General features: G+C 48.4%; 22 protein-coding genes and 1 pseudogene. 15 read left to right on the top strand and 8 right to left on the bottom strand.

Features of this window, described 5'->3' with window-relative positions; translation table 11 throughout:
- The first annotated feature begins 430 nt into the window (after window positions 1-430).
- The gene (locus FOC35_RS04480; protein ID WP_172568277.1) at window positions 431-2,227 is read left to right on the top strand and encodes a DUF262 domain-containing protein; all 1,797 of its coding nucleotides are present in this window, start codon (window positions 431-433) and stop codon (window positions 2,225-2,227) included.
- A gap of 180 nt (window positions 2,228-2,407) precedes the next feature.
- On the opposite strand, the pseudogene FOC35_RS22735 reads toward FOC35_RS04480, so the two are convergent.
- Both FOC35_RS22735 and FOC35_RS04475 read right to left on the bottom strand, forming a co-directional pair.
- Window positions 2,408-2,536, bottom strand: a pseudogene (locus tag FOC35_RS22735) (hypothetical protein); the annotation flags it as partial.
- Window positions 2,537-2,718: 182 nt separating this feature from the next.
- The gene (locus FOC35_RS04475) at window positions 2,719-3,312 is read right to left on the bottom strand and encodes a LuxR C-terminal-related transcriptional regulator (RefSeq protein WP_172568276.1); all 594 of its coding nucleotides are present in this window, start codon (window positions 3,310-3,312) and stop codon (window positions 2,719-2,721) included.
- Between the two features lie 704 nt (window positions 3,313-4,016).
- Between FOC35_RS04475 and FOC35_RS04470 the strand changes: the two genes are divergently transcribed.
- The 11 genes from FOC35_RS04470 to FOC35_RS04420 all read left to right on the top strand — a co-directional run bounded on the left by FOC35_RS04470 (window position 4,017) and on the right by FOC35_RS04420 (window position 14,207).
- Window positions 4,017-4,580 carry a fimbrial protein gene (locus tag FOC35_RS04470; RefSeq protein WP_172568275.1) on the top strand — a complete coding sequence of 188 codons (564 nt, stop codon included), beginning with the start codon at window positions 4,017-4,019 and terminating at the stop codon, window positions 4,578-4,580.
- A 60-nt stretch (window positions 4,581-4,640) separates the two neighbouring features.
- The gene (locus FOC35_RS04465; protein WP_254065367.1) at window positions 4,641-5,345 is read left to right on the top strand and encodes a fimbria/pilus periplasmic chaperone; all 705 of its coding nucleotides are present in this window, start codon (window positions 4,641-4,643) and stop codon (window positions 5,343-5,345) included.
- 37 nt (window positions 5,346-5,382) lie between these two features.
- A complete protein-coding gene (locus FOC35_RS04460) occupies window positions 5,383-8,106 on the top strand; it encodes a fimbrial biogenesis usher protein (protein WP_172568273.1) in 2,724 nt (907 codons plus the stop codon).
- A gap of 24 nt (window positions 8,107-8,130) precedes the next feature.
- Window positions 8,131-8,655 (top strand): hypothetical protein, encoded by a 525-nt coding sequence (locus tag FOC35_RS04455; RefSeq protein WP_172568272.1) that lies wholly within the window; start codon window positions 8,131-8,133, stop codon window positions 8,653-8,655.
- 115 nt (window positions 8,656-8,770) lie between these two features.
- On the top strand, window positions 8,771-9,244 hold the full coding sequence (locus FOC35_RS04450; protein ID WP_172568271.1) for a hypothetical protein: 474 nt from the start codon (window positions 8,771-8,773) through the stop codon (window positions 9,242-9,244).
- 1,357 nt (window positions 9,245-10,601) lie between these two features.
- Window positions 10,602-10,847, top strand: coding sequence for a hypothetical protein (locus tag FOC35_RS04445; protein WP_172568270.1), 246 nt, complete (start codon window positions 10,602-10,604; stop codon window positions 10,845-10,847).
- Window positions 10,822-11,160, top strand: coding sequence for a hypothetical protein (locus FOC35_RS04440; protein WP_172568269.1), 339 nt, complete (start codon window positions 10,822-10,824; stop codon window positions 11,158-11,160). The genes FOC35_RS04445 and FOC35_RS04440 overlap by 26 nt, the downstream gene beginning before the upstream one ends.
- A gap of 203 nt (window positions 11,161-11,363) precedes the next feature.
- Window positions 11,364-11,672, top strand: coding sequence for a hypothetical protein (locus FOC35_RS04435; RefSeq protein WP_172568268.1), 309 nt, complete (start codon window positions 11,364-11,366; stop codon window positions 11,670-11,672).
- Between the two features lie 561 nt (window positions 11,673-12,233).
- Window positions 12,234-12,710, top strand: a complete 477-nt coding sequence (locus FOC35_RS04430; RefSeq protein ID WP_172568267.1) for a WbuC family cupin fold metalloprotein — start codon at window positions 12,234-12,236, stop codon at window positions 12,708-12,710.
- 515 nt (window positions 12,711-13,225) lie between these two features.
- A complete protein-coding gene (locus FOC35_RS04425) occupies window positions 13,226-13,651 on the top strand; it encodes a phosphate-starvation-inducible protein PsiE (protein WP_016535070.1) in 426 nt (141 codons plus the stop codon).
- A 64-nt stretch (window positions 13,652-13,715) separates the two neighbouring features.
- The gene (locus FOC35_RS04420) at window positions 13,716-14,207 is read left to right on the top strand and encodes a TIGR00645 family protein (protein WP_038475281.1); all 492 of its coding nucleotides are present in this window, start codon (window positions 13,716-13,718) and stop codon (window positions 14,205-14,207) included.
- Between the two features lie 145 nt (window positions 14,208-14,352).
- Here FOC35_RS04420 and FOC35_RS04415 read toward each other — a convergent pair whose 3' ends face one another.
- The 5 genes from FOC35_RS04415 to FOC35_RS04395 all read right to left on the bottom strand — a co-directional run bounded on the left by FOC35_RS04415 (window position 14,353) and on the right by FOC35_RS04395 (window position 21,213).
- Complete coding sequence (locus FOC35_RS04415; protein WP_172568266.1) at window positions 14,353-15,771, bottom strand: FAD-binding oxidoreductase; 1,419 nt, start codon at window positions 15,769-15,771, stop codon at window positions 14,353-14,355.
- 106 nt (window positions 15,772-15,877) lie between these two features.
- The gene (locus tag FOC35_RS04410) at window positions 15,878-17,143 is read right to left on the bottom strand and encodes a CfaE/CblD family pilus tip adhesin (RefSeq protein ID WP_172568265.1); all 1,266 of its coding nucleotides are present in this window, start codon (window positions 17,141-17,143) and stop codon (window positions 15,878-15,880) included.
- Window positions 17,144-17,149: 6 nt separating this feature from the next.
- Window positions 17,150-19,855, bottom strand: coding sequence for a TcfC E-set like domain-containing protein (locus tag FOC35_RS04405; RefSeq protein ID WP_216845779.1), 2,706 nt, complete (start codon window positions 19,853-19,855; stop codon window positions 17,150-17,152).
- 56 nt (window positions 19,856-19,911) lie between these two features.
- Window positions 19,912-20,433, bottom strand: a complete 522-nt coding sequence (locus FOC35_RS04400; protein ID WP_016535075.1) for a CS1 type fimbrial major subunit — start codon at window positions 20,431-20,433, stop codon at window positions 19,912-19,914.
- Between the two features lie 39 nt (window positions 20,434-20,472).
- Entirely contained in the window at window positions 20,473-21,213 is a 741-nt protein-coding gene (locus FOC35_RS04395) for a fimbrial protein (RefSeq protein WP_172568264.1), read from the bottom strand.
- Window positions 21,214-21,460: 247 nt separating this feature from the next.
- On the opposite strand from FOC35_RS04395, the gene FOC35_RS04390 reads away from it, so the two are divergent.
- Window positions 21,461-21,973: a hypothetical protein gene (locus FOC35_RS04390; RefSeq protein WP_172568263.1), complete on the top strand. Its 513-nt coding sequence runs from the start codon at window positions 21,461-21,463 to the stop codon at window positions 21,971-21,973.
- Window positions 21,974-23,250: 1,277 nt separating this feature from the next.
- On the opposite strand, the gene FOC35_RS04385 is transcribed toward FOC35_RS04390, so the two are convergent.
- Window positions 23,251-23,565: a PTS sugar transporter subunit IIB gene (locus tag FOC35_RS04385; RefSeq protein WP_039897957.1), complete on the bottom strand. Its 315-nt coding sequence runs from the start codon at window positions 23,563-23,565 to the stop codon at window positions 23,251-23,253.
- Window positions 23,566-24,050: 485 nt separating this feature from the next.
- Between FOC35_RS04385 and FOC35_RS04380 the strand changes: the two genes are divergently transcribed.
- The gene (locus tag FOC35_RS04380; protein ID WP_172568262.1) at window positions 24,051-24,572 is read left to right on the top strand and encodes a hypothetical protein; all 522 of its coding nucleotides are present in this window, start codon (window positions 24,051-24,053) and stop codon (window positions 24,570-24,572) included.
- Between the two features lie 178 nt (window positions 24,573-24,750).
- Window positions 24,751-25,443: a fimbria/pilus periplasmic chaperone gene (locus FOC35_RS04375; protein ID WP_254065365.1), complete on the top strand. Its 693-nt coding sequence runs from the start codon at window positions 24,751-24,753 to the stop codon at window positions 25,441-25,443.
- Window positions 25,444-25,445 lie beyond the last annotated feature (2 nt).

Genomic DNA, 25,445 nt, shown 5'->3' with positions numbered 1-25,445 from the left:
GGCGCTGTTATTGCTGTACAGAAATTTCAGTTTTATAAAATTAAAAATCAATAGATTTCAGTTGGTTATGTTTTTATCTGAAGCCCTTCTCATCGTAAAATTTTCACGTAAAATTTTTTATCTCTTAATTATCAGTTGGTTACTTTCTTAAGGTGCTAAGGCTGATGAGCTTAAAACTGAAAAACGCTGAAATTCGTTTCATTTATTTCAGTTGGGCTTTGCCCGGAAGAACCCACTGGCGGCGCGGGCTGGGGTTGTGGTTTGTAGAAAAATGAAACTGAAAAAATTTTCCAGTACAGAACCCGCAGGCGGGTGCGGTGTAGTGCGATTTTTGTGAGTTTGAGTATTTTCGATGTGTCCTTGTTGTTATATTATTGGCTTTTACACAGCTGAAAAACAGTTTCTGTAATTGTTAAATAAAGGAATAAATATGAGCGATACAAATGCCGCTGACTTATCTATAAAGGGCGAGAGTATTCAGAGCCTATATAGTTATTACCTATCTAAGACTTTCTTAGTTAATCGTAGATATCAAAGGAAGCTTGTTTGGACGATTGATGAAAAAAGATCGTTTATTGATTCAATAATGAAAGGCTATCCGGTTCCATTGGTTCTACTCGCTGAGAAAAATGAAGCTACAGGTAGGAAACTGGAAATAATTGATGGCATGCAAAGGTTGAATGCTTTGATGTCATTTATCGAACAGGAATTTGATGTTAATGGTTCCTACTTCGACCTGGATACAATGGCAGATACCAAACTTTTAAAAGATGAAGAGAAAATAGAACAAAAAGAACCTTTGTTGAGTCGAGAGTTATGTGCCCGTATTGTTCGCTATCAAGTTCCATTATCAGTTTTCCTGCAAACTGGTAATAGCCATGTGGATGAGGTATTCAGAAGACTTAATTCGAATGGCCGACATTTATCGAAGCAAGAGCTACGTCAGGCTGGTGCATTAAGTAATTTTGCCTCAATTGTTAGGAAGTTATCAAGTAATATCCGTGGTGATTCTAGCGCTTCAGATGTGTTAAATTTAAATGCTATGAAGGAAATTAGCATTACTAATAAGTCTTTAGACTATGGAATTAATGTCGATGATATCTTTTGGGTTAAAAATAATATAATTACAAAAGATTATCTTCGAGAGTCACGTGATGAAGAAATTCTAGCAGATATAGTGGCATGGATATCTATAGGCAAGGGGGTTCGTTCTAGTTCAGACATCCTTGACCAATTATACGGATTTACAGATGACACTTTATCCACTAAAGAAAGTTCATTAGCTTCTCAGATTGAACTGGAAATTCAGAAGAAAGGCGAAGAAGAAATCCTGGCTAATGTCCAATTTGTATTGGATGAATTAATTGGTGTTTTAACAAAAGCTAATAAGACATTTAACGCTTTGTTATTTGAACGTCAGCAACCAAAAATTGCACGTTATTTCCAGATTGTATTCTTGGCATTTTATCAATTACTTATTGAAGAAAATAAGGAAATATGTGATCTTGTTGGGTTGATCAGAAAAATGGATAAGGCCGGGGATAAAGTTATCAACTTATCAGCAGGCGGAGGTAATTGGTCAGCTAAAGAGAAACAAACTGCAATTGATTCATTTGTTGGTGTTATCAAAAGATGTTTCAAAAAATCTAAAGAAAATGACCCGGGTAAAAATCAATGGGTTACTCGATTAGAAAACCTTTTGATGCAATCATCAACTGAACAGACACTTTATGATTTCAAAACTGGTTTTCATGCCTTAGATACTAAAGCTACCTTTGATAAGGCTCTTTTCTCTAAAGTTATTAAAACACTTACTGCAATGGCTAACACTTTACCTGGGGCTACCGGTTACTGTGTTGTAGGCATTGCTGATACTCGAGCGAGTGCAGCTCGCCATAAGAAAATATATGATACGGAAAGTATTTCATACTCTACATTCTATGTTAATGGCGTTGATGGTGAAGCTATCAAATATCATAAAGATGTAGATACTTATTTTACAACGCTAACGAATCTAGTTAAGAACGAGCCAATTAGTGAAAGAGATAAGGATTATATTTCGAGAAATATTTCTACGGTAAGATATTTTGATAAAACGGTTATCATTTTCAAAATTGAATCAGATAACAAACCCTCAATTTATGGCAATCAGTACTTTGTAAGACATGGCAGTAATCTTGCGGAGATCACTCCTGAGAATTTCGCATCACTTTTCAGCCGCTTTTGAACAATGGGCACTTTAGGGTGCCTTCAATCTTTGCGCTTTAAACGCAATCACTGGGGGCACTTTAGGGGGCATGATCTTTAGGGGTATTTTAAAAGATTCTATATTTCAGTTGGTTAAGTGTAAGTATTGTTCCTATTATCGGCACCATTAACCACGCGGCTTCACGCGATATTCACCAAATCAGAAAGGCCACCTTGTGCCATTTCCTGCCAGAAATGCGTCAATTTGCATGGCATGCTGTGTAAGGTGGTTAGGTGCCAGATGGGCATAACGCTGAATCATTTCTATGCTTTCCCATCCTCCCATTTCCAGTCCTCCTTAACGCAGCTCGCCAGGCTGTGTTTGTAGTAGCACAGTAAAATTGGCCACCTGTAGAATAGGGCCGTCAGCCCGCCCGGACTGGCACTTACACCGGCGGGGCTTCCGTAAGACAGGCGAAAGCAGAACGTATCTGTATCAAAAACATCCCCCAGACTTTCCAGGTGTTGGTGTTAAGGTATGATTTTTTTAATTTTATAGATTTGGTAAAGCTGTTGCATGCTGACTAAATGCGTCCTGCGCATCACGTTCCGTAAATGTGAGTATAAAGTTTTATTTTCGATAGACAGTTTGTTGCATATTACGCGATGGCTTATTCCTCTGAAGAAAAGGTTAAGGATCCTCGTTTCTTTACGGCTGACATAGAACGTATCGCTGCGGTGTAGCTGACTTTTGTTATCAGATAGGTACAGATGTTCTGCTTTCATTCTGTCCAGTACCGGGCGTATGTCACGGCGATTAATGATAATCAGGTTATCAGCCATCACTAAGAGCCTGTTTATCGGCGTGCACCTCACTTCGGTCAGGATGTAGAACAGCGTGTTTCGATAGCGCTGTACGAGCCGCCGAAGCTCTGCCTGCCCCCATTCGTTACACATCCGGTCTGCTCCCAGAAAAACGTAGCGCACCGGATATTCACTCAGCGTTGTGACAACCTCCTGCAGCATATCCACTATTGACACTCTTTGTGGATATGAGAACTTTTCTTTCAGATATACCCTCATTCCCAGCGCTGTAAAACTGCAGTCCTCAGCAATCAGAATCATTAGTCGTCTCAATGGGTTTGGTTAATTAGTAGGTTATTAATACATTTATTTTGTAAGTAAAATGTTATTCGCCGTGAGTTCTTATAAATAAACTCCTTTTATCTTTTAAATGAAAAATATTTACCGCCAGGAAAGAGCCCGACTTTCTTTCGACAGGCAGGGGAGACCCCAGCTTGTATAAAGCTGTGTGTATTAACGCCGTTAATTTAAAGCGGGACCGTTACTTATATTCACTTTCAGGTAGCTACATATTTAGCCTCATTAATGACACCAGGTATCGATGAGCTGAATTTAGATCATTTCACTGAAAAGATCACCTTCTTTGATCATAAATCCTGACCTATCAAGTAACATTAGATTATTATCCCGTTTTGTCGATCCTGCTCAGGATATCGATCTTATTATTGATTGCATTGGTATACCTGAGCAGAATAAATGCCATTATTTTATTTGGAATTCCCATATTCATTCCGTGGTTTAATATTTATTTAGGGTTTCTGTTCGAAGATTTACGTGAAAGCAGCATGATTGCAGATGGATGAAGTTATTTTTCAGTAGGCATAATAAGCCTGCGAACTTTAATGTGAGTCATCATTTTATATCCATCGAAATGCCGTTTTTTTTCTTTGCTATCAATGCATTGCCCTGGGGGGGGGCGAAAACTCCTGAGAAGATGCGTATTATTTAATCGAAAAGGATAATTCATGAAACGTAAAAATTTAGCTCTCGCGTTAACGACATTGCTTTGCACATCGTCGGTATTTGCTGCCCCCGTAGAATCGCCTGATTCCGCCACGGTGAAGGGAGGAACCATCAAATTTGTCGGCAGCCTGGTCAATGCCGCCTGTGCGCTTGAACAGCCGGCTGGCGGACAGGTTGTTGATCTCCAGCAATTCAGCGTGGCGGAACTAAATAAGTCGGTAGGAGCTGTCACGCAGGCAAAAGATTTTGAAATTAAGCTAACGGATTGCTCGGTTGAAACCTACAAGAAGGCCAGCGTTAAGTTCAGTGGGGTGAGTGTGCCGGGCAAAAATACCATTCTTGCTCTCGGAAATGACCACGGGATCTCTACTGCCAGCGGTGTGGGGATTCAAATCCTGAGTGACGGCCAGGTCGTTACTGTTGATGGTTCAACCCCATCCGGAGAGACAGTGCTGCAACCGGGCAACACCAGGATGCGATTCCAGGCGCAGTACATTTCGACGTCCACAGACGTTAAACCTGGCGCAGCGAACGCCAGCGCCGAGTTCAGCATCACCTATTCCTGACAGGCCCTGCTCCGGACCCTGGTCCGGAGCAGGTATCTCCGCAATATCATGGATATCAATATGACTCTTACGCGCTTTTTCCAGAGAAAAGCGGGCGTTCTTTTGCTCTCTTTTTTCAGCGTGCTGCCCCCTGGCGTCCAGGCCGGCGGCATAGTGCTGGGCGGCACCCGCATTATCTATCCGCTGGACAGCCGGCAGCAGCCGGTCTCTGTCCGCAACACCGACGACAAAACCACCTTCCTGGTGCAGTCCTGGGTTGAGGGTGCAGACGGCCAGAAAACTAAGGACTTTGTGGTCACACCGCCGCTGTATACCGGCGGGCCCGGCAACGAGAATATGCTGCGCCTGGTGCGTACGGGGGGAGAATTACCCCGTGACCGGGAGAGCCTCTATTACTTCAATGCCAAGGCAATTCCTTCGGTGGATAAAAAAGCGCTTGAAGGAAAAAGCGCCCTCATTCTCGCCGTGGTCACCCGCGTCAAACTGTTTGTCAGACCTGAAGGGCTCAGGCCCCGGCCTGAGGCCGCGCCTGCCGAACTGCGTTTCCGGCTAAACGGACAGAAGGTCACTGTCCATAATCCGACGCCGTACTACCTGACCCTGACCGACATAAAAGCAGGCAGAACGCCGCTGGCGGACACCATGGTTTCTCCTCTGAGTGACTCTTCCATCGTCCTGCCGCCGGGGGCGGGAAGCGACATCACCTTCAGCACCATCAACGACTACGGCGGCATCAGTACCCCACAGAAAGGCGTCATGCAGTAAGTGAGTTGCTCGCGGGAGGTAAGGGAGGTTCAGCATTATGGACAGAAAACGGAACAGAAAAAAAAGGTCGGGAGACGGGGCGGGAGAGCCGTCGGCCATCATCGTGCCTGACCTTACGGATGAAAAAAATAGCGACAAAAGAAAGAGAAGCCGCAGGACGCCTGAACATCAGCGGGGCGTCGCCCCCCTGGCGCTGGCGGTCACGCTGGCGCTGACTGGTGGACCTGCGATGGCCGATGAACTCTGGTTCCCGCCCGGATTACTGGGGGACGCGAAGACGGTGGCAGACCTGTCGCAGTTCCAGCGGGGCGGGCAGATGCCGGGCCGCTACCAGGTTGACATTGTGGTGAATGACACGGTGGTGGCCACCCGGACGCTTACCTTCGTGCCGCTGCCGGAGAAGGATATTCCCCCGGGCATTACCGATAACACCGGGTTGATGACCTGCCTGGGCCCTGACGAGCTGAAGGAGGTGGGATTGCGACCGGAGATACTGACTCCCCTGACCGGCCAGCCCGATGAGCAGCCAGAGGCGAGCGCCCAGTCGGACCAGCAGTGCCTGAACGTGGCAACCCTGGTGCCACAGGCCACGACCCGCTTCGACTTCCAGCGCATGCGCCTGGAGCTGAGCATCCCTCAGGCCGCGTTGCTGGCCAGACCCCGGGGATGGATACCGCCGGAGCAGTGGGACGAGGGCATCAATGCGGCCCTGCTCAACTACAACCTGAGCGGCAGCGACAACCGCGGGCGATACGGCAACAGCCGCAGCAACTACCTGCGCCTGAGCGGCGGCCTGAACCTTGGCGCCTGGCGTTTTCGGGATGATATGACCTGGAGCAGTTACAGCAGCCGTTACTCCAGCGAGAGCCGCTGGCAGCACGGGAGCGCCTGGGTGGAGCGGGCCATTATTCCCTGGCGCAGCCGCCTGACGCTCGGGGACGCCACCACCGATGGCGATATTTTTGATTCGGTAGGTTTTCGCGGCGTGCGGCTGATGACCGACGACAGTATGTACCCGGACAGCCAGCGCGGCTATGCCCCGGTTATCCGCGGCACCGCCGTCGGCAACGCCCGGGTGACGGTCCGGCAGAACGGGTACGAGATGTACCGGATGAACGTGGCCCCGGGGCCATTTGTTATCGACGATATGTACCCGATGTACGCCGGGGGAGACCTTGAGGTCACCGTGACAGAGGCGGACGGCACCCGAAAAACGTTCACCGTGCCGTATTCCTCGGTGCCTCTCCTCCTGCGTGAGGGGCGCGTGACCTACTCGGTAACCGCGGGACGGCTGCGAAGCAACAGCGACCGCTATGAAAAACCGGCCTTCGTGCAGCCGACCCTGGTGTGGGGGCTGCCGTACAACATCACCGCTTACGGCGGGCTGCAGCTGGCGGAGCGCTACCGGGCGGGAACGCTGGGCGCCGGCCTGAATATGGGGCGCTGGGGCGCTATCTCTGCCGACGCCACCCACGCCGACAGCGAGCTGGCCGACGGCAGCCGCCATCAGGGGCAGTCCGTACGATTCCTCTATGGCCGGTCGCTGAACGACCTGGGGACGACGTTCCAGCTGGCAGGCTACCGCTACTCGACGCAGGGCTTCCACACCCTGGACGAGACGGCGCTGAAGGGCATGTCGGGCTGGCTGTACGACCCGAAGGAGGTGGATGCGGACGGCCGCCCGGCGCGCCGCCCGGTGACGGACTATTTCAACCTCTATGACAGTAAGCGGCAGCGCATACAGGTCAATATCTCCCAGCGGCTGGGGGATATCGGCGCCCTCTACCTGACCGGCAGCCGGCAGACCTACTGGAACCGCCGCGGGAGCAGCGAGTCGCTGCAGGCAGGTTTCAGCGGGATGGTGGGGACGGTGAATTACAGCGTCTCCTTTAACCAGACGCGCAATACCGGGCTGTCACAGACGGACCGCTCGCTGTACCTGACGCTGTCGGTGCCGCTGGAGCGCTGGCTGCCGTCGGGCAGCTCGCCGGTCTACGCCACCCTGAGCGGCGGGCGCGACGGGCGCGGCAATGTCACGCAGCAGCTGGGCCTCAGCGGCTCGGCGCTGGAGCGCGGCAACCTGAGCTGGAACGTCAGCCAGGGGCACTCCCGGGACGGGGGGAACAGCAGCAGCGCGAGCCTCTATTACCAGGGCGGGTACGGCAACGGCAACCTGGGCTACAGCCACAGCGGCAGCTACACCCAGACCAGCTACGGCGTGTCGGGCGGAATGCTGTTGCACCGGAACGGGCTGACGCTGGGCCAGCCGCTGGGGGATACCAGTGTCCTGGTGGCCGCCCCCGGTGCGGCGAATGTGCCGGTGGGCAACGCCGGCGGAGTGCAGACGGACTGGCGGGGCTACACGGTGATGCCTTACGCCACGGTGTACCGTGAAAACCGGGTCGCGCTGGACACGACGAAGCTGGACGACCGGACAGAAATTGATAACGCGGTCAGCCGGGTGGTGCCGACGCGCGGGGCCATCGTCCGGGCTGAATTTAAAGCGAGAACAGGGCTGCGGGCGCTGATAACGCTGACGCACAACGGGAAGCCGCTGCCGTTCGGGACGACGGTCACGTCGGGCGATAACGGGAGCATCGTCGGGGACGAGGGCCAGGTCTTCCTGTCGGGACTGTCGCCGCAGGGCACCCTGAAGGCGAAATGGGGCGCGGGTGCGGACCAGCAGTGCACGGTGCGCTACCGGCTGCCGGAACAAGACAAGGACGGAGGCCTGATACAGGTCACGGAGAACTGTAAATGAAGAGACTGAACGGAGCTGAACATCATGAGTGGATATAACGCAGGTCTCAGAGGTTTTGCCGGGATAGCCGCGTTAAGCCTGCTGTCAGTCGCGCTTCCATCAACAGCGAAAAACGAAATTGAACTTCAGACGGTCAGGATAGAGGCCACCGTACGGGCGGCATGCAGCGTCAGCATGCCATCGGTGGTGACGATGCCGGGCATTACCTATGGCCCGGAGATGAATGACAAAGGGAATGTGGGCAGCCTTATTCCCGGCATCAGCACGGATATCACGGTCACCGGTAGCTGTTCGGGAAGCGCTAAACTCAAATACACCTTTACGGCTGACGGTGATGCGAACGGCTGCATTGCGCCCGACCCCAGAGGGGCGGTGGGCCTCTGTCTGTATCGGGGGAGTGACAAAATAAGCTTCTCAGGAGGGCAGTCTCCGACCCTGCCGAATCTGACCAACGGGGAAACCCGGCTGACGGTTAAAGCGGCGTATGGCGATACCCCGAAGGTGACAGACTACACCGCCACGCTGTCGGTGAAGATAGAGCCGATGTGACCTCTCCGTAAAGGGGGACCGCCTCCGCCCGATGAACAGCATCACGGATAATAACAAGGTAAATACGATGAAAATACCCGGCATAAAACTGCCTGGCAATGTCCGGCGCTCACTCATGTTGGCGGTCATCATCACGCTGTCGCCGCCTCTGAAAGCGGATACGACGGCCGCGACGAAAATTCAGGGGCGGATAAAGGCCAGTTGCTCCCTGACGGTCCCGCCGGTAGTCAGGCTTGGCGAAATCAACAGAACGGCCATTGAAAACGATGGCAGTGAAATGGGGGTCTCTCGCTATGCCCAGATATTTTATCTCTCCCCCACCTGCCATGGAACGCAAAAATTCAGGCTGACGTTCAGAACAGAGCAGGTCACCACGGCAGGCTGCGCGGACGCAGAGTCCGGTGCCATGGCGTTCTGTCTGTATCATGACGATAAGCTGATAAACCTGTCTGGTCTGCAGGGCAGCAGTATCGAGGGGACGACGAACAGCAGTAGAGCCAGTCTGACAGTGATGCCGGGCCGCGGCAGTAAAGCCCCGGTCGTCGGCGAACACAGCGCCAGCGTAACCGCCACGATTGCACCGATTTAATGCATGGCTGCCCGAAGACACATGAGTGTGGCCGCCTGAACGAACTAACATAACATGGAGTAAGCAATGAAACCTGAGATCTTATCTCTCGTCTTACTACCCACGTGGGTATACGTTAGCACTTTTTGCGACTGGAGACCCGCAGAACACTCTTCTCTGCCACCTGTATCTAAGGCCCGCCCTATAGTGGTATCAGTGGTCGATATCTCTCAAATGGGCGGAGGTGGTGAAATCGAATTTGAAGACCTCGACGGTGTCTCCACTGTAAAAGTGGTCGGGTACATCGTGTTGTTCTATAACAACACACAAATGCAAACACGGTATGTAAGCGTGATCGCCCTTCTGTGTTCGTTATCTGTATTTGCATAGAGGTAGAACCCGTGCGCACACATCTCGCAACAATACTTGTAGCGGCCGTCCTGATAACAATCCCTGGCGTCCGCGCTGAATGTGTATTAAAAATTGTTCCCCCCAACCAAATCCGGATCAAGCCATCATTTGCAGCGGTGGGCTGGAAAAGCCGCGTGTGGAACGGCTCAGTTGGGACAATATACTACACACTCGTCGCCACAGGGGATTACGACCAGCCTCTCGGAGCCTGGCGTACCGTACGGCAAGGCACCGCACCAATAACGGAGAACATGGAACAGTACGTAAAGCTTTATCCGCCCCCCCTGCCGGAGTACGTCGCCATACGGGTGGAGCGAGTCGTCTACCCAGACGTAACCTCGGAAGCATGTAGAACCATGCAGTCGGAATCGAAGGTCACTGACTGGTACATCGCTCGTCCACAGACCGCAGTGCCAGGTAAGGGGGTGTACGCTGAATGGAACCCTGTGACTATCGCGGATGTGCCTCTGGGGGGCACGAGCGACGTTACAATTGCGTTGTTAACAGACGGGTTCAGCCGTCTGTCCTATCGCGTTCAAGCTTCGTTCGACGGCGCCGTAAGAACCAACACCAGCCTGGACCTGCCTAAGGCCAAACCCTTTTCTATACGCCTAGAAGGGGTCCATGGGGGTAAAAGCATCGTCCCTGTAACGATAACCGCGATCCTGCCATGAAAGCCGTTCCCTGCCGTCGGCGGAAGCTTTCGCCACTATGGATGACAACGACATGCGTTCCATTACCGTCGTTGACACCGGAGGTAAACCGCGTGGAGAAAGGCTGAAAATGCCTTCAAATCTATAGCACAGAAATGGCATAAGGATAACGCCCAAACGGGCCGAAATGGCTGTCTCCCCAGCAGTGCACGGTGTGTTAGCGGTTGCCGGCGCAGAAAGAACACCTGATACAGGTCAGGCAGATTTGTCAGTGATAAGTAGCATCATGAAATGGGAAAAAAATGAAGCAGGAAATGAAGCAGAAATTGAAGGCGCGTCGTCAGCAGGGCATCCGACGCATCATCCTGCTAGGCGCTCTGGGGCCATTGTTTGGCGCACCGGCAGCCATGGCTGCCGAAAGCGCAACCACGACGGTGACGATTGAAGGGACGGTGCGAACGTCATGCAGTATTGGTTTAAAAAACAGCACCGTAACGTCTCCTCCCCTAGTGGCCGTCGGCAGCATGCCGCTTTGTGGAGATAACGCTGCCCGGCAATGAGAGCGGGCTTGCCCGGTATGCAAAAGCATTCACGATAGGCACCCGCTGTGTGGGCACGACGGAATATCGCCTGACCTTTAAAGCTGAGCATGTGACTGACAGCGGCTGCGCGGATACCGGCACCGGGGCGATGGCGTTCTGTCTGTATCACGGGGACAGGCTGATTAATCTGACTGGCCGGGAGGGGGGCAGCATTGAAGGCACGCCGGCCCATGCGGAAGTGGGGATAAGCGTGAGGCCGGCCCGGGGTAGCCAGGACGCCGTTGCCGGTGAGTACAGCGCCAGCGTCACGGTAACGGTCGAGCCGCAGTGAGAACGCCTGTTAAAAAAACAGGCGCAGTGCCCGCCGCAGAGGGCACGTCACGCATGCAATGGAAGCAGGCATATGCGTGGCTGTGTGATACGCGAAAAAGGCATCCTCCGAATTCGGACGTCTGGCACCTGCGGTGGCGATGGTCAGCAGAGGGCGAGGCGCTCTTTCGGTGCGTAACGGCAGGCCGCTATCGCCTCTCCCCAATGCTGATTACCGGGAGGGGGCAGGACGCCCGGGCTATATGGTCGGCCTCTGATGCTCTGGTGCTGAAATGGGTGGCGCTGCGTATTCAGCACCTCCTGCCTCAGCATGAAGCCTGCATGCATCTTACCGGCGGAGGCGTGGTGAAAAGTGTCGCACGAGTGTCTGAGGCGCTTGAAACACAGCGCTACTGCTTTGTTCACCGGACGGAAATCCGGGGGTATTACGCTCATATCCTCAAGCCGCAGGTCGTGGCCCAGGTAGAGCGGTGGGACGTGTGGCGGTTATTTCAGGATGAAAGGCCGGTCTGACGACGTGATCAAATTTGCCGTTGACGAACGTCTGCTACCGGGCGGCAACCTCGAGATCAAAGTTACTGGACTGCGGCCTGGGAACGCGATTGCCCAGGTCACAGCTGAGCATGTATGGGAATAACGCCCCTTGACCGCTGCGCGGTTTGCTACGGCGTCATGGGTGCTCCACAGCGAGACCGGGCGATACATCGTGGGGGGGGCCCATAGTTACTGGGCCAGGGGGTGACACGCTGTTTTGCACCACTGCTCAGCTGCAGACCTTCACGCCTCACGCTCTGTGACAGCATACTAAAGTCCAATCCGCCTGCGCATCAGGGGGGGCGTAGAAACTCGGGTCCATTATGGCTAATCGGAGTTCACATCATGCCCGGGTCAAAACGCCGGTGGCCTTGTAAATAGACCCATACTGGGGCTATGGGACCTCAGCCGCAACGTCTATAATCCGGGCAAAGATTTGTTCTGCTAAAGCCGTGTCTAATCGTCTGTTGAGATAGCATAAAACCTTGCGACATCCGGGTTCCTGGCTGCCGTGAGCGGCCTACATTCATAAAGGTTAATATGAAACAAATTACGTTCAGCGATCTACAAAAACAAAGCGAGCAAGCCGCAAACTCCCCTCGCTTACGAGCCAATCGTAATCTCCATCCTGAATTGAGCGACCCTGTTCAGCGCCTGGCTATTGCTATGGAACCGGGTACCTATGTTCGCCCTCACCGCCATCCGCACACCTTTGAGTTGCTGACATCCCTTAGCGGGCGCTTTTTGGTATTGAATTTTGATGACAATGGCAACGTGACCCACCGCGTTGTGTTAGGCGAAGACTGCAAGGTGCTGGAGACGGAGGCCGGGACCTGGCATGCGGTGTTGTCGCTGGATAAAGGTGGGGTTATTTTTGAGGTAAAACAGGGGGCGTACCAGCCTGTAGCTGAGCAAGATATGGCCTCATGGGCACCCGCCGAAAACGAGCCGGGCACGGATGAGCTGATGAAATGGTATGCCGTGGCGCAAGTGGGAGATGGCGTTTTTTCCCTGTAATATTACCGCACCCTCCCATATTCTTTCCCGGCCAGCGAAATAAAATTAAAGCCGTATACAACGGCTTTTTCCCGTCCTTATGTCGTGTTTTCAACTGAACTTGGCCCTGATTATGTCCGGATTATCTTCGGGGGCTGGTCAGTTAATCGAGCAGCTATGCTTCAGTGTAAAAAGCTGAAAGGCTGATGATAGGGCAATCAGGACTCACTCCGTTTTTTTATACAACTTAATTAAATAACTATTCATTGAGTTTTAAATTCGAAAGTAATTTATATTTTCGATTTTCAATAATTGTAAGTTATTTGTCTATGATTGTAATTTGATGACGCCAAAATCCAGTGCCTCGACTTTGTTTATCCTTTATTTAATGAGGCGGCATATACTCATCGTACTTAAAGCGCGGAAGCATTTTTTCGCGTTTAAGTATTTGGTCAAATGTCTCTCCTGGGGATTTTTTTGATGCTTTATACATCCGCTTCCGGCATCTCTTCTTTGGAGATGCCTTTTTTTAATATATGTGGTTTGGTATGTTTTTATCACTAAAAATAAAATGGACAGATGTCTTCACCGCGCTTATTCGTGGCATGCTTAACATAAGCCTCTGTTTTGTCGGCCTGATTTTAACAATCTTCCTTCTGCGGGAAGGGAGTTACATGGCAGCGATGCTCTATAACAATACCTCAGAGAAATCCTCATATGATTTGATTGAGGCTCTGGTGACGTATTTTCTATTCTTTGAATTCGTTGCGCTGATAGTGGTTTACTTTAAGTCGGGATGCCATTTCCCATTAAGGTATTTTATCTATATAGCCATCACGGCAATAATACGGTTATTGATTGTGGATCATTCCAGCGCTCAGGACACAATCCTGTATTGTGCGTCAATTTTCATTTTGTCTACCATTTTACTGTTCACTAAAAGTAAGAAGATAGAGCCATAAATAACTCTTTTTCGCGTTAAAACTGGTGTTGTTTATTCATCTTTATAAGGGAGTGAGTCATTATATGGAGCGTTTGATTGAGAATCTGCTTTGTGCATCGCGCTGGTTATTAGCCCCGGTATATTTTGGGCTGTCATTGGCGCTTGTGGCATTAACGATTAAGTTTTTTCAGGAAATAGTGCATGTATTACCGGATATCCTGCTGATTGCGGAGTCGGATCTTATCCTGCTGCTGCTGTCGCTTGTGGATATGGCACTGGTGGGGGGGTTATTGGTTATGGTCATGCTCTCCGGCTATGAGAACTTTGTCTCTCGCCTTAACGTTAAACACCTCAGTGAAAAGCTGAACTGGTTAGGGAAAGTTGACTCTACCTCGCTGAAAAATAAGGTTGCTGCCTCAATTGTCGCGATTTCATCAATCCATCTGCTACGGGTTTTTATGGATGCCGGTAACTTTAATGATGGGAAGATAATGTGGTATGTCATTATGCATATGACATTTGTCCTTTCAGCCTTTGCCATGGGTATTCTGGATAAAATAACGCGTAAGGTGTGATTTTAAATCATGGCATCAGCTCAGGAGGCTGGCAGTTAAAACTGCCAGTAATGCTATCCATCATCATGGGATGTATGAAAAATAGCCTGTGGCCGGAGAGTATAATCCGGCACAGATTTTATTCCCCACTGTTCTCCGGTCCCGATTAAAATCGATAAAGGCTAAATGCTTTAGGATCCAGTACAGGCGTCTCTCCCAGGAGAATATCTGCGGCAATAGAGGCGGAAACAGGGCTTTCAGTCATCCCCCAGCTTGTGGCCGTGTTAACCACCAGTCCCGGGCATTCTTGAACGGCAGAAATAATAGGTGATTCATCCGGCGCGACGGCCATAGCGCCACTCCATCGGTCAATCACTGTCGAATGGTTAAAAGCAGGAAACTCTTCCCTTAGTCGGGCAAGTGATCTATCTAAATCTTTGACATCCGGCAAGGCAACCATATCTCTGTTGCTCTCGAAGGGCGATACTTCATCCAGCTTCCAGTTCTTTTTTTGCTTAAATGAATTGAGCAATTGCTCGTTAATTGATAGATGGACTGCGGCATCGGGCTGAGCCAGCAGAGGAAGATATTTATAGCCATATTTAAATGAGTCTTCGACGATAGGGATGACCTCGATGCGAGGCGAGGTAGCATAGGTCCCATCAGCCTGCTCGCGGAAAAACAGATTACCCGGTAAGGCAACATTCCCACCAGGCAGCCCAACGGTGCCTGAAATCAATTGTTGAGACTGATATGCCGGCAGCGTTTCCAGGTCCACTCCGAGGTTTTGCATAAATAAACGTGACCATGCTCCGCCGCAGAGTACAACACGAGCTGTCTTTATCGAGCCTCTTTCGGTGACCACATCGGAAACAGCGCCGCCCTGGGTTTCAATTCCCCGCGCGGCACACTGCGTATATATTTTGATCCCAAGTCTTTTGGCATACTCGGCAATCTTAAAGGTCGCAATTTCAGGATCGAGGCTGCCGGAATCCTCTTCAAAACCTGCCACCTTCCAGGATGAAACAGCCCCTGCCAGACGCTGTTTTAACTCATTACCCTCGATAATTCTGGTTTGAAGAGGGTTTGCTCCACCGACTTCCTCCTTCTTCCGGGCAATCCACTTCGTCACATTATCTAAGTCGTCGTCGTCAAAGGGGACTTCAACTCGCCCCTGGGTTCGGTAGCTGGTATCTGCCCCGATCATGGCATTCATCTCACGCCAATGCTGTTTCCCCAGATGATGGAGCATGAATGTCTGGCCTTCCATTTTATAGGTAATAAGCTGGCCATAAAAACGAGATGATTGCTCGCCTGCAATATTCCCTTTCTCCAGAATAACAATGGATAATCCTTTTTTCGTCAGATTTATCGCTGTCATAATCCCGAGTATGCCCGCGCCAATGACGACGACATCCGCTGCCTTTGGAATATTACCTTCCGTGCCCGAAACAAAACCATATCTTGGTTTGCCTGCGACCAGTCTTCCCTCTTGTTTTAGCATTGAGGGAAGAACTCCGGCTACCGCACCTGCAGCGCATATAGCCGCCCCGCCTAATATTAATTTTCTCCTGCTTATATTCATACGTCCGCCTTAGCAAGGTTGCTTTAGAGTTTAATAAGTTAATTTGGTTATTAATAAATAAAAGCCGCTCGCCTATAAATGCAATTATATAAACAGGCGAGCAGTTTTATTTTTTAACGTCATCTCGCCATGATTGCGTGGTGGGGGTATAAACTACCTTAAGCGTGCCGGAGTAACGCCCCTGGCTCTTTGATGATATTTTGAACTCCGGCACTCTGAAGGTTAATGGTGCCGGCACGCATTGAGCCAGGCCGTTTACGCCAGGCAGATTGACCAGTTTAGTTTTAACTTTCCCTTCATCTGCACTCACGCCGGTCCAGATAATAGGCTCGCCATTTTTAACTGTTTGGGCCCCGCCTGTAAGGGGCTTGATAACAGAAAGATTGTAATCAAGCCGTTTGTCAGGATCTGTGGATGCACCCGACGCGTATATTGAAAACTCTCCGGATTTTCTTCCCGGCGCCTGTTTTCCTTCATCCGTGAATAACAGACTTATCTGGTTTGAACTTGAGTTGCTCCCATCATATAAACACATATCTATTGTCCTGTGTGCATCAGCCATGGCCGTGCGATCGCCAAATTTTTTTATTCTTAGCCCAAGGTCAACTAAGGGCGTTGATGCGCCATATTCAGGGAAATAAATTTGCTGTGTGCCATAGTCGGTTATTGTTAGCGATATAGTTGAACTCCATGAGCCAAGTCTGCTGCCGCTACATCCCTGACTTGCCTGATTTTTCCCCGGACCTGGACAATCTCTAACCCATTTAGTCGGATACATTATCAAATGTGCATTCCATCTCCCCGGAGTTAGCTTTAAAAGCTCCGAGCGATCTATCTTTAGTGAGAATGTAATAGGCTTGCCGGAAGGATAAGATGCAGCATTCCAGAGGCTTAATTTCAGTGTAGAGAGGACTTGCTTTACGCCATTGAGCGTTAAATCTACAGTCTTGCCGGTCTTTTCATGACTGAAACGCAATACTAATTTTCCATCAAAAATAGCGCCACCGCCACTTAATCCATTACCCCAATATGGATTTGTTGGGCATGCTCCATTTGAAGGATCGGTACGCGTATAACAAGTTAAAGTATTATTTCTGTTTTTATTAACGTCACCGCTGTTGCCGCTTCCGCTTGAGGAGGACATACCACCAAAAATATTATCAAAGATAATTACTGAGCTAGGTATTGATGCTTTATCCATTGTGACTTCGACATTAAAGTCATGAGATGAGGGCGCTACTTCATCGGCCCGCAGTGCGGGCGTGTACAGACCATAAAATATCGTTGTAGTCATCAAGAGTATGAACTTGATAAAAGAGTTCGAGAGCATTTCAGGTGTTTGCTTTTTGAGGGGCTCTAAAATAAGGCACATTAAGCATTACTCCTTGTTCATAGCCGTGGATTTGGTCTGCTGCGTCATTCCCGCGGTCATTAACTCAGCCTGTTTTTGTTCGGCTGCAGGTAAACTTGCCAGCTCTGTGCGTTGGCATGATGTTGTCCCCACATAGCGAATAACATCCCGCATCACGCTAACGTTCATTCTGCATTGCCAGTAAGCGTTGTCTTTCATTACGTAAAGGGTCTTAATATTGTTTGCTGTCTCAAGCGTAAAGTTGCCCCTTCCTAAAGGTGTCCATGACATAACATTTAATGGAATGGCCCCTTCCAGCGGCCGCCTGTCGTTATCCATTAATCTGCCAAGCCATGTATAACGGGCATCGACTTTCACTTCTCTGTTAAATGTTTTTCCCGGTGTCATAAAGACTTTTCTTGCACCCGTTCCTTTGCTTATCTCGCTGCTTATGCCTGCGGTGGAGGCCTGTGACTCAGTGACATCAATCGTGCTTTCCCTATAACCGGGTACGGTAAAGAGCGCCCGGCTGTTGCTCTGGACGTCACTTCTGCCGCTGTTATCTACTGACACATTCACGCGTGACTTTTCTGGCTCGCTGTCTTGTTCCACATTGACGGTTATTGCCGAAGATGGGGCTCCACCGCTCCAGCGGCCGACAACAAACCCTTGCCGATCGAGGATCAGTGATGAGCTGTAATTGCCGCTGCTATTGAGGATATGCCCGCTTGTCGTGCGATCCCATGCATCACTTAGGGTCAGTGAGCCCGTGCCGTACTGGCCTCCCATACGCCCATAAACTGAAGACGTAACGTTATCGGTGTTCACGCCATTGAGTGATATACCCGTCTCATTTTCACCGCTCTCATCGCCATATTGGCTATAGGCTGCGTTATACCCGAGTTGGGTATTACCTTGTTTACTGGCCTGCCAGCTAGCTCCCCCAGAGAATGAACGGCGCCTTCCGCCCACGTCATTCCGGCTGCCGGAGAAAGATAATGTGATGAAGATGCCTTTGTCCTGAGCGTTAAACGCGCTTTCATTTCTTATAAAAGCATTCAGGCTGGAGGTGAGGTTGATATCACGGATGTTAAAAGTACGTGTGACACCCGCTTGCCAGGTCCTGCTGCGGGAATGAGTCTGATAAATCTTTTCCCATGGAACACCCGCCGGGTTATGGGGATCATAATCGACCAAATCCCTGCGATACACATAGCGGCCCTGATTACTGTTAAGCGAATAACCCAGCGTGCCGTACCATTTTTCAAGCGGGACTGAAAGCATCACATTTGTACTTTTATAGCAGCCGTTAAAACTGTACCGGTGCAGCCCCTGGGCGTTACATTGAGCTGCCGTCATCGCACTACGATAAAAGCTAAGGGAAAAACCATCGTTGTAATTGAGTTGCTGAATATTGCCTCTTGATCCTTCGCTCCCGTGCAGATAGCTCGCTCTTGAAGTCAAAAGACCGTCCAGCCAGCCCGAGTCAAAACCATGTGACCAGTCAATAGCGCCCTCCCAGTAGCTGGCGCTAATAAACAGTGCCGTGCCGGCAGTCAGGGCAGTATTGTTATTTATCGGTAATTTGAGCCCGGCCTGTATTACCTGCTTGTCGGTGTCGTTTTCAAGCGAGTCATCCGTATCCGGCGAGCCCGCCTGGAGAAACCACTGCGGGGTAATGGATGAAAAACCACCCTGGCCGGTATAAGGCACCGTCTCGGTCCTTACCAGTTGATTATCCTCATATACCCGGAGGGTTAATGTGTAGCTGCCCATCGGGAATGAACGGGTGTCGAGTTCCTGTGGTCCTGACTTTAAATAGAATGAAGCGAGTAGCTGACGATCTCTGTAAGCATCAACTCTTGCCTCTCTGGACAGAAAAATATTGACCGGTGTACCGGAGGAAACATTATCCATATTGACCCAGGCGAGGGTGGAACCGACTCGTATCCCACGCATTTTCCCCAGCGGTAACTGGCTAAGGTTGATATTCCCACCGCTGTTACTGAAAATATCCTGCGAATCCATAACGCCAGCCTGCACATAAAACCGCTTTAAAAAATCTTGTCTGAAGTAGGCATTATTGATGGCGGTATCATGGGTGCTTTCCTTGCCCGAACGTTGTCCCTGCCAGTTCCAGTCAACATTCAGGTAACCATTGTCCGTAATACCCAACGAACCATTGCCCTGCACTGAAGCTGACTGATAGTGCCTGTCTGTCACAAAATTAATATTTTGCTGGTGAATAAAAGCATTGCGACTTTCTACGCTGGAGACGTAATAAATATTCTTCTGCTTTTTTTCCGGAAGATAGTGGTTACTAATAAACAGGATAGTCCTGGCATTATTTTCGTCATAGATAATATCGGCAGTATCCGTTTTGAGAAAGTCGCACCCAGGCGTGCCGCCGCTGCTGCTGCATGAAAGCTTGCTGTTACGGTTAAAAGGTTTCTTTAGTTCATTATGTAACATTGCATTGAGGTCAGGATTATCCGGATATATTTTATTGATGGCAGAAACGACAGCGTCGGGTTGTAGAAACTGGACGCTTTCGAGATCCACATGAGTCTGGAAAACCCCCAGAGACTGGCCATAAAGATAAACATCGGTGAGAACCGTTTGACCCCTGGCCAGTTCCTCAAAACCCTGCGGGATGCGCACGGATGCATGAAGCGAGCATGATGCTGAATAAGCGAAAATTAAGAAGAAAACAGGCAAGGACCGCATGTTCATCCATGAACTCCCATCAGAAATGACAGGGTTGGCACCCTGTCATTTGAGTTGACTAATTACTTATTGCCACCTGGCTTTTCTGCTGGCGCAGTGGCCTGCGTTACCACCATGCTTACGATCCCAGTGTAAGAGCCCGCAGCCGTTACTGGTCCTGGATTGTCCTGAGCAATGACCAGAGGCATGGTTGAAGAACCGTTAGCAATACCGCTCGGGAAGGCAGTGGCATATTCCAGAGTGATAGGGGTGGTAGACAATTTTGTACCGTTAACAGATACGCTTAATGGAATAGCATTGCTGCCATTGGCATCCGTCAGGGTCGGGGTATTAGCCAGGCTGACGCTGAGTGCTTTATCTTCTTTATTCGACCAGAACTTAATATTTTCTTTATGTGCCGCAAGTCCTTTCCCCGGTAGGTATTGCATCGCTACAGAAGAAGGGAGAGGAGAGCCATCGGCATTGGTAACGTCAACCGTCGGGTCAATATCTGCTGTTACTGTAATATCTCTTTGTACAGCATTAGCGCAAAAAGTGGTTGCCAGAATACCGCCTAAGCAGAGCAGGTTAAGTTTGTTTTTCATTTAACATTCCTTTTGTTGTTTTCCCATTTTCGGGAAGGGTTAATTCGTCTGCGATGCAGACAATGGAGCTTCTTCCATTTTTTTTGTAATCCAGTTTATATATTTAATTCGGTATGTTTTTGAGTGTGAGAAGGTCATTTGTGGAATATCGATCTCGGTATCCGGATAGACCGTGGCTATTGTTTTTTTCCATAAGCACTGGCCATCCGGATGACACTCTCCGATCTCTTTGACAGGCATCCTGATAGTCCCATCATTAAAAACCCTTCCGTTTTCACGATTGATTTTTAGACTCGCAATTACCTTTTTAGGTGCAACATGTATCAATGCTCCCCAGACAATATTTACACCGACGTTGGCAGTTTTGTTGTCTTTTTTACTTTTGAAGCCTTCATCAAGAAAATTGTTTTCATTTACACTTTCAAAATAAGCACGCCATGTAGTTTCTTTTTGTGGCGGTTCTACTGAAACAATCCTCACAACTCTCTCGCTGGCTGAAGACAGGGCTATTTTTCGTGGCGTAATAATGAGTCCTGCTGGGTTGTCGGCCAATGTTGCTTTCTCACTCTCTTCCTTTGTTCCTGGGTTAAGCACTTGCTTGAGGCTTACCCTAATAAACTGAACATCATTATCCTGAGATATTACTCTTATTTTTGATGCTCCATTCATTCCAACGGAGGCCTCCATAGGGTAGACATACATGGCGGCATTGGCCTTGCTGTTCATGGACAGGAGTGCCAGGAGAATAATAGGTGCGGAACAAATAAAAATGCTCTTCATAAGTATTTTATCCCTGATGAAAATTATCTCTTTCCATGATGAGTAGATATGGATTTTGTTGAGAAACAGAGCAGATTCTAGAGGACAAATTGACAGCGATCAAGTATTTTGATCGTCAAAACCGATCGGTTACATATTCCTAAATAGGCAAAACCTATCAATCAAGGGGGTTATGATCGATATACATTTTCAGTTATGAGTCTTATAAATTATAAGAATAGTTTGTTAACGATAAGGATTATCTAATATGAAGTTGACAGTTCTCCCGAATAAAGATGCATATTTCAATATAGGGTTGCAGTACGTTTTAAGATTGTTTAAAGAGTGTGACTACAATAGTGAAAATATCGTTTTTTTAAATCTTTCAACATGGTCTGTGAAAGAGGTGATCATGAGTGATTGGGTTGATTGTAATTTAAATGAAAGAACCATAATAATTTCACATCCTAATCTTTTACCGCTTGCAAACTACTTTTCAGGCTTACGGCGTAATATCTGTGTTGTTAGCTTGAGTGATATCAAGTTAACGAATAAATGCTCCGGTGGTTTTACTGGGAAAAGAGCCAGGAAATCCTCAGCAGAAAGTGAAAAAGCATTGACTGCGAAAGAATATCAAGCATTGCAAAATTTAATATTTAATATTCCTTTAGAGAAAGAAGCTTGTCATTTAGGCGTTTCAAAAAAAACGGTGTATAGTTTAAGGAAGAACGTTGCAAAAAAGCTAAGCATAGGAAATGTAAGGGAAATTTTCTTTTGGTGATATGTTTTATCACGCTGAAAAAATGATCCCTTTTAATTAATTCATTAATTTTTTATTGTTTTCACATAAAAACACCTTTCTTCTTTACGGAGTGGGAGGGTGTTTCTTTAATTTATTTTTTTAATATATTTAATGATGTATTTAATTGTATTTTTTTTGTGTTTGCTGTTGGTTCTTTATGCTCTTTTTATGTGCTTTGTTGGCTGGTTTTCTTATGGTTATTTATGTTTATTTTGATATGTGTCGATAATGTCTTTTGACGAGCGTGGTATGAGTACGCGGTTTTTTATTTTTCATTGTATGGTTTTTTTATTTTTATGATTGTTATTGTAAGCATTTCACAGTCTATCCGATGGTATGCGTTCTTATTGCATCATCAATATGATTTTTTTCAATTTTAAATATAATGTTTAATTATGAAATTTGATGGCCTCGCAGAACAGAAAGTTATTGTTATCACTTAACTATCGGCTGCTAACCATGCTGAAGAACCAGGCCGGGCACCTCTCTGAAACTAATGAGATTGACGGTCAAAAAAATAGAAATAAAACATAAGCTAAGGTTAAGTGTTTTCTTCACTCGAGAAATACGGCGGTTAACGGTTTATCCTTACCCGATAATATGATTTTTTGAGTGGTAATCCCCCTGAGCGATGCTAATCCTCAATGAATAATGCAGTAGATTAATTAAAGTAAATCCCTGGTTTGTGATTTAAATTGCGCTCAGTATAACCATACTTTTTAAATGGATACTAAACAATGAATATGCAATGTAACAAAAGAAAAAGACGTTACATTTCTCTACAAAAAAATTACAAAACTACATTTTTTTCACTATGAAAAAAATGGTTTTGTAATTTCATATAAGTGATTAATTATGCGCCATAAAAGGATCTGTATTCATTCCGACAAATGAGCCTCTCCCTTTAAATACAATGAATAAAAACTGAAATGTTTTTTAGCGGGCCTTTCTGCCTCTGCTTGAAGCTGCCTCTGAAGTAGAAATAAAGAGGGTGGGTTTCCCCTGGTTTTCTGTGAGCCGTTGCGCCAGTGGCGGCTCCTTTTCATTTACTCCTTTGCTGCATAGCGCTGGTGAGGCTCAGGCCGGAGCGGCTCCCGGCCCTCGGGGAAACTTGATTCAGCGTAAGCTTCGCTTCAGGCAGGAATAATGAGTGTAAACAGGCAGCCGAAGAACAGGGTGGCGATATCAAAAGATGAGGAATAAAAGCACGCGTTGGCCGGGTATGAAATTAACTCGTCCCTGAGTTGGGCCTTAACCTAACTGGCCATGTCCGGGAGAGTGGCAAGAGCAAAACGGAGTACGTTATCGCCATCCAGTGACGCATAGGGCAGGCTTTCTATAACGGCGATGGGGCGTTGTCCCCCGACGGTAGCCCTGATTTCATCAAGCTTGTATTGAATGTGTGGTGCAACCAGAAAACCATCAAAGGCAGGCTGGACGCTGGCAAAGTTATCCAGCCCCACGGCGCTGACCATCAGTTTATAACCTTCTGCATCCGCTACTTTCTGCATTTTCTTCGCCAGAGAATTGGCCGTGTTCCCGAACAAGCAACATATGAGTAACTTTTTCATGGGTATGTCCTCTTGATAACTGAGGCATACACTATTCCTGACGATAACCATAAAATGTGTGTGGGCTCATAGTTACACGACAAATTTATCTGATAAGGCGTTCACTCAGCCTGGCCCACCGGGGCTGCGCGCTGTTCTTATCTTGTGGCCTCCAGGCAATCAAAAGTGAAAATCTGGTATGTGGTGGCATGGAAGCTAAGCACAATTATCTCCGGGTAATATAAAGGTGTGTAAGAAATGCATCAAAAGGCTAAGTTTTAGTGTTGAGTAAAATAACCATCAGGGGTTGTTTGTTTTTTATACTGGTCTGTTCAGGTGATTATCGATTTAATAATGGCGTTTTTTGATAGATAGAGTTTTTACGTGTTTTTATACTCGCCGCTTGTGTGGAAGATATAAAGTAAATTGATTCATTATTTTTACTGTCTCATTTTGTAGTGCCTTTATATCATTTCAAGTTGTGTAGTCACTAAGGAAGGTAATACATGAACCATAAAAAACTGATGCTGGGGGCGTTTGTTTTGCCTCTGGCATTTGCATCCTGTAGTTTCGCCGAAACGCTCACGTCAGAAAAAGTAAGTTCCAGTGCAAATATTCCCTTTGCCGAAACGGCAGATATCGGGAACTCACTAACGATGGTCGGTGGCCTGGTCAGCGGGAGTTTTGGTGATGACTCATTAATTGCAACCGGCAGCATCACGGGGTTACAGGAAGGGCTTTATACCACCCTCATTGCCGATACGGATGATATACCGGAAGGGCATACCTCAAAAGAGTTTGGCGTCGGGAATTTCCACGGTATGAATAATGCTGATAACGTCATCTCGGTAAAAGTTGAACCCGTTTCTCCCCGGAGTATTGTGCAGTCCGGCGAGCATGGTCTTAATTATGTTTCATTTGCGGCTAGCGGCCCAGTGCAAAGCTATAACGTGAAGTTAAATGGTCCACAGAAAGTCGTGGCTGATACTTATACAGTTAAAACGATAGCTTATACATTTAGTGAGTAAATAATTTGGGGGCATAGCCCCCTTTTTTAATCGGGCGTGTTTTTTATAATCGCATCGCCCACTTATATCTCACTTTAATGAGCGCGTTGTTATGCGAAATTCGTATTCTGTGGGGATGTTTTCTCTTATTATCGGCGGCACATTGTTGATATTATCAGCAAACGCTGCGGCTGGTGAAGTGGTTGCTCATACACGCCTGTTTCAAATAAAACTGGGTTCCTCAAGGCTTATCTATTCTCCAGGCATAAACGACATCGCTCTCGCCGTAAATAATCCCCAGGATTACCCGGTTCTTATTCAGGGAAAAGCCTGGCAGGAAGATAAAAAAACGCCTGCTCCATTTATCGTGACTCCGCCGGTGTCGCGTTTAGAAGGCCATCAGCAAAGTCGTTTAAGAGTGATTAAAGCAGGCGAGTTTGCGCAGGATCGCGAGACCCTGAGCTGGCTTTGCGTAGCGGGTATTCCGCCTAAAAACACCGATGTCTGGGCGCAAGATGAGAGAGAGCGTGCTCCCTCTTCTGCGGTCATCATGAACCTGGAAGTCAGCGCCCGCCAGTGCATTAAGCTGCTGGTTCGCCCCCCTACGTTAAGCACAACCACCCTGGAAGCCGCCGGGAACCTGGCCTGGTACAAAGATGGGAAGACGCTCGTGGCGCAGAACTCGTCTCCTCTTTATGTTCATTTAGCATCGATGAGCATTGGCGGGCTGGCCGTGCCGGAGGTGACATATATTCCCCCTTACTCCTCGCGGACCTTTCCCGTTAGCAAGGAAGCCAAAGGCCCGATCAAATGGGTGGTGATAACGGATGAAGGGGGGAGGAGTCGCGCTTACCAGTCATTGCCGGAGCTAGCCGCCCGGCCTCAGGGCTGATT

The organism is Cedecea sp. FDAARGOS_727 (assembly GCF_012273235.1).
Lineage (GTDB): Bacteria > Pseudomonadota > Gammaproteobacteria > Enterobacterales > Enterobacteriaceae > Cedecea > Cedecea davisae.
This window is presented reverse-complemented; position numbering and strand designations above follow the sequence as displayed.

Excerpts from the sequence above, each read along its gene's own strand:
- FOC35_RS04480 (WP_172568277.1), top strand. The coding sequence starts at position 431 with ATGAGCGATACAAATGCCGCTGACTTATCTATAAAGGGCGAGAGTATT.
- FOC35_RS04475 (WP_172568276.1), bottom strand. The coding sequence starts at position 3,312 with ATGATTCTGATTGCTGAGGACTGCAGTTTTACAGCGCTGGGAATGAGG.
- FOC35_RS04470 (WP_172568275.1), top strand. The coding sequence starts at position 4,017 with ATGAAACGTAAAAATTTAGCTCTCGCGTTAACGACATTGCTTTGCACA.
- FOC35_RS04465 (WP_254065367.1), top strand. The coding sequence starts at position 4,641 with ATGACTCTTACGCGCTTTTTCCAGAGAAAAGCGGGCGTTCTTTTGCTC.
- FOC35_RS04460 (WP_172568273.1), top strand. The coding sequence starts at position 5,383 with ATGGACAGAAAACGGAACAGAAAAAAAAGGTCGGGAGACGGGGCGGGA.
- FOC35_RS04455 (WP_172568272.1), top strand. The coding sequence starts at position 8,131 with ATGAGTGGATATAACGCAGGTCTCAGAGGTTTTGCCGGGATAGCCGCG.
- FOC35_RS04450 (WP_172568271.1), top strand. The coding sequence starts at position 8,771 with ATGTTGGCGGTCATCATCACGCTGTCGCCGCCTCTGAAAGCGGATACG.
- FOC35_RS04445 (WP_172568270.1), top strand. The coding sequence starts at position 10,602 with ATGAAGCAGAAATTGAAGGCGCGTCGTCAGCAGGGCATCCGACGCATC.
- FOC35_RS04435 (WP_172568268.1), top strand. The coding sequence starts at position 11,364 with ATGCTGATTACCGGGAGGGGGCAGGACGCCCGGGCTATATGGTCGGCC.
- FOC35_RS04430 (WP_172568267.1), top strand. The coding sequence starts at position 12,234 with ATGAAACAAATTACGTTCAGCGATCTACAAAAACAAAGCGAGCAAGCC.
- FOC35_RS04425 (WP_016535070.1), top strand. The coding sequence starts at position 13,226 with ATGTGGTTTGGTATGTTTTTATCACTAAAAATAAAATGGACAGATGTC.
- FOC35_RS04420 (WP_038475281.1), top strand. The coding sequence starts at position 13,716 with ATGGAGCGTTTGATTGAGAATCTGCTTTGTGCATCGCGCTGGTTATTA.
- FOC35_RS04415 (WP_172568266.1), bottom strand. The coding sequence starts at position 15,771 with ATGAATATAAGCAGGAGAAAATTAATATTAGGCGGGGCGGCTATATGC.
- FOC35_RS04410 (WP_172568265.1), bottom strand. The coding sequence starts at position 17,143 with ATGTGCCTTATTTTAGAGCCCCTCAAAAAGCAAACACCTGAAATGCTC.
- FOC35_RS04405 (WP_216845779.1), bottom strand. The coding sequence starts at position 19,855 with ATGAACATGCGGTCCTTGCCTGTTTTCTTCTTAATTTTCGCTTATTCA.
- FOC35_RS04400 (WP_016535075.1), bottom strand. The coding sequence starts at position 20,433 with ATGAAAAACAAACTTAACCTGCTCTGCTTAGGCGGTATTCTGGCAACC.
- FOC35_RS04395 (WP_172568264.1), bottom strand. The coding sequence starts at position 21,213 with ATGAAGAGCATTTTTATTTGTTCCGCACCTATTATTCTCCTGGCACTC.
- FOC35_RS04390 (WP_172568263.1), top strand. The coding sequence starts at position 21,461 with ATGAAGTTGACAGTTCTCCCGAATAAAGATGCATATTTCAATATAGGG.
- FOC35_RS04385 (WP_039897957.1), bottom strand. The coding sequence starts at position 23,565 with ATGAAAAAGTTACTCATATGTTGCTTGTTCGGGAACACGGCCAATTCT.
- FOC35_RS04380 (WP_172568262.1), top strand. The coding sequence starts at position 24,051 with ATGAACCATAAAAAACTGATGCTGGGGGCGTTTGTTTTGCCTCTGGCA.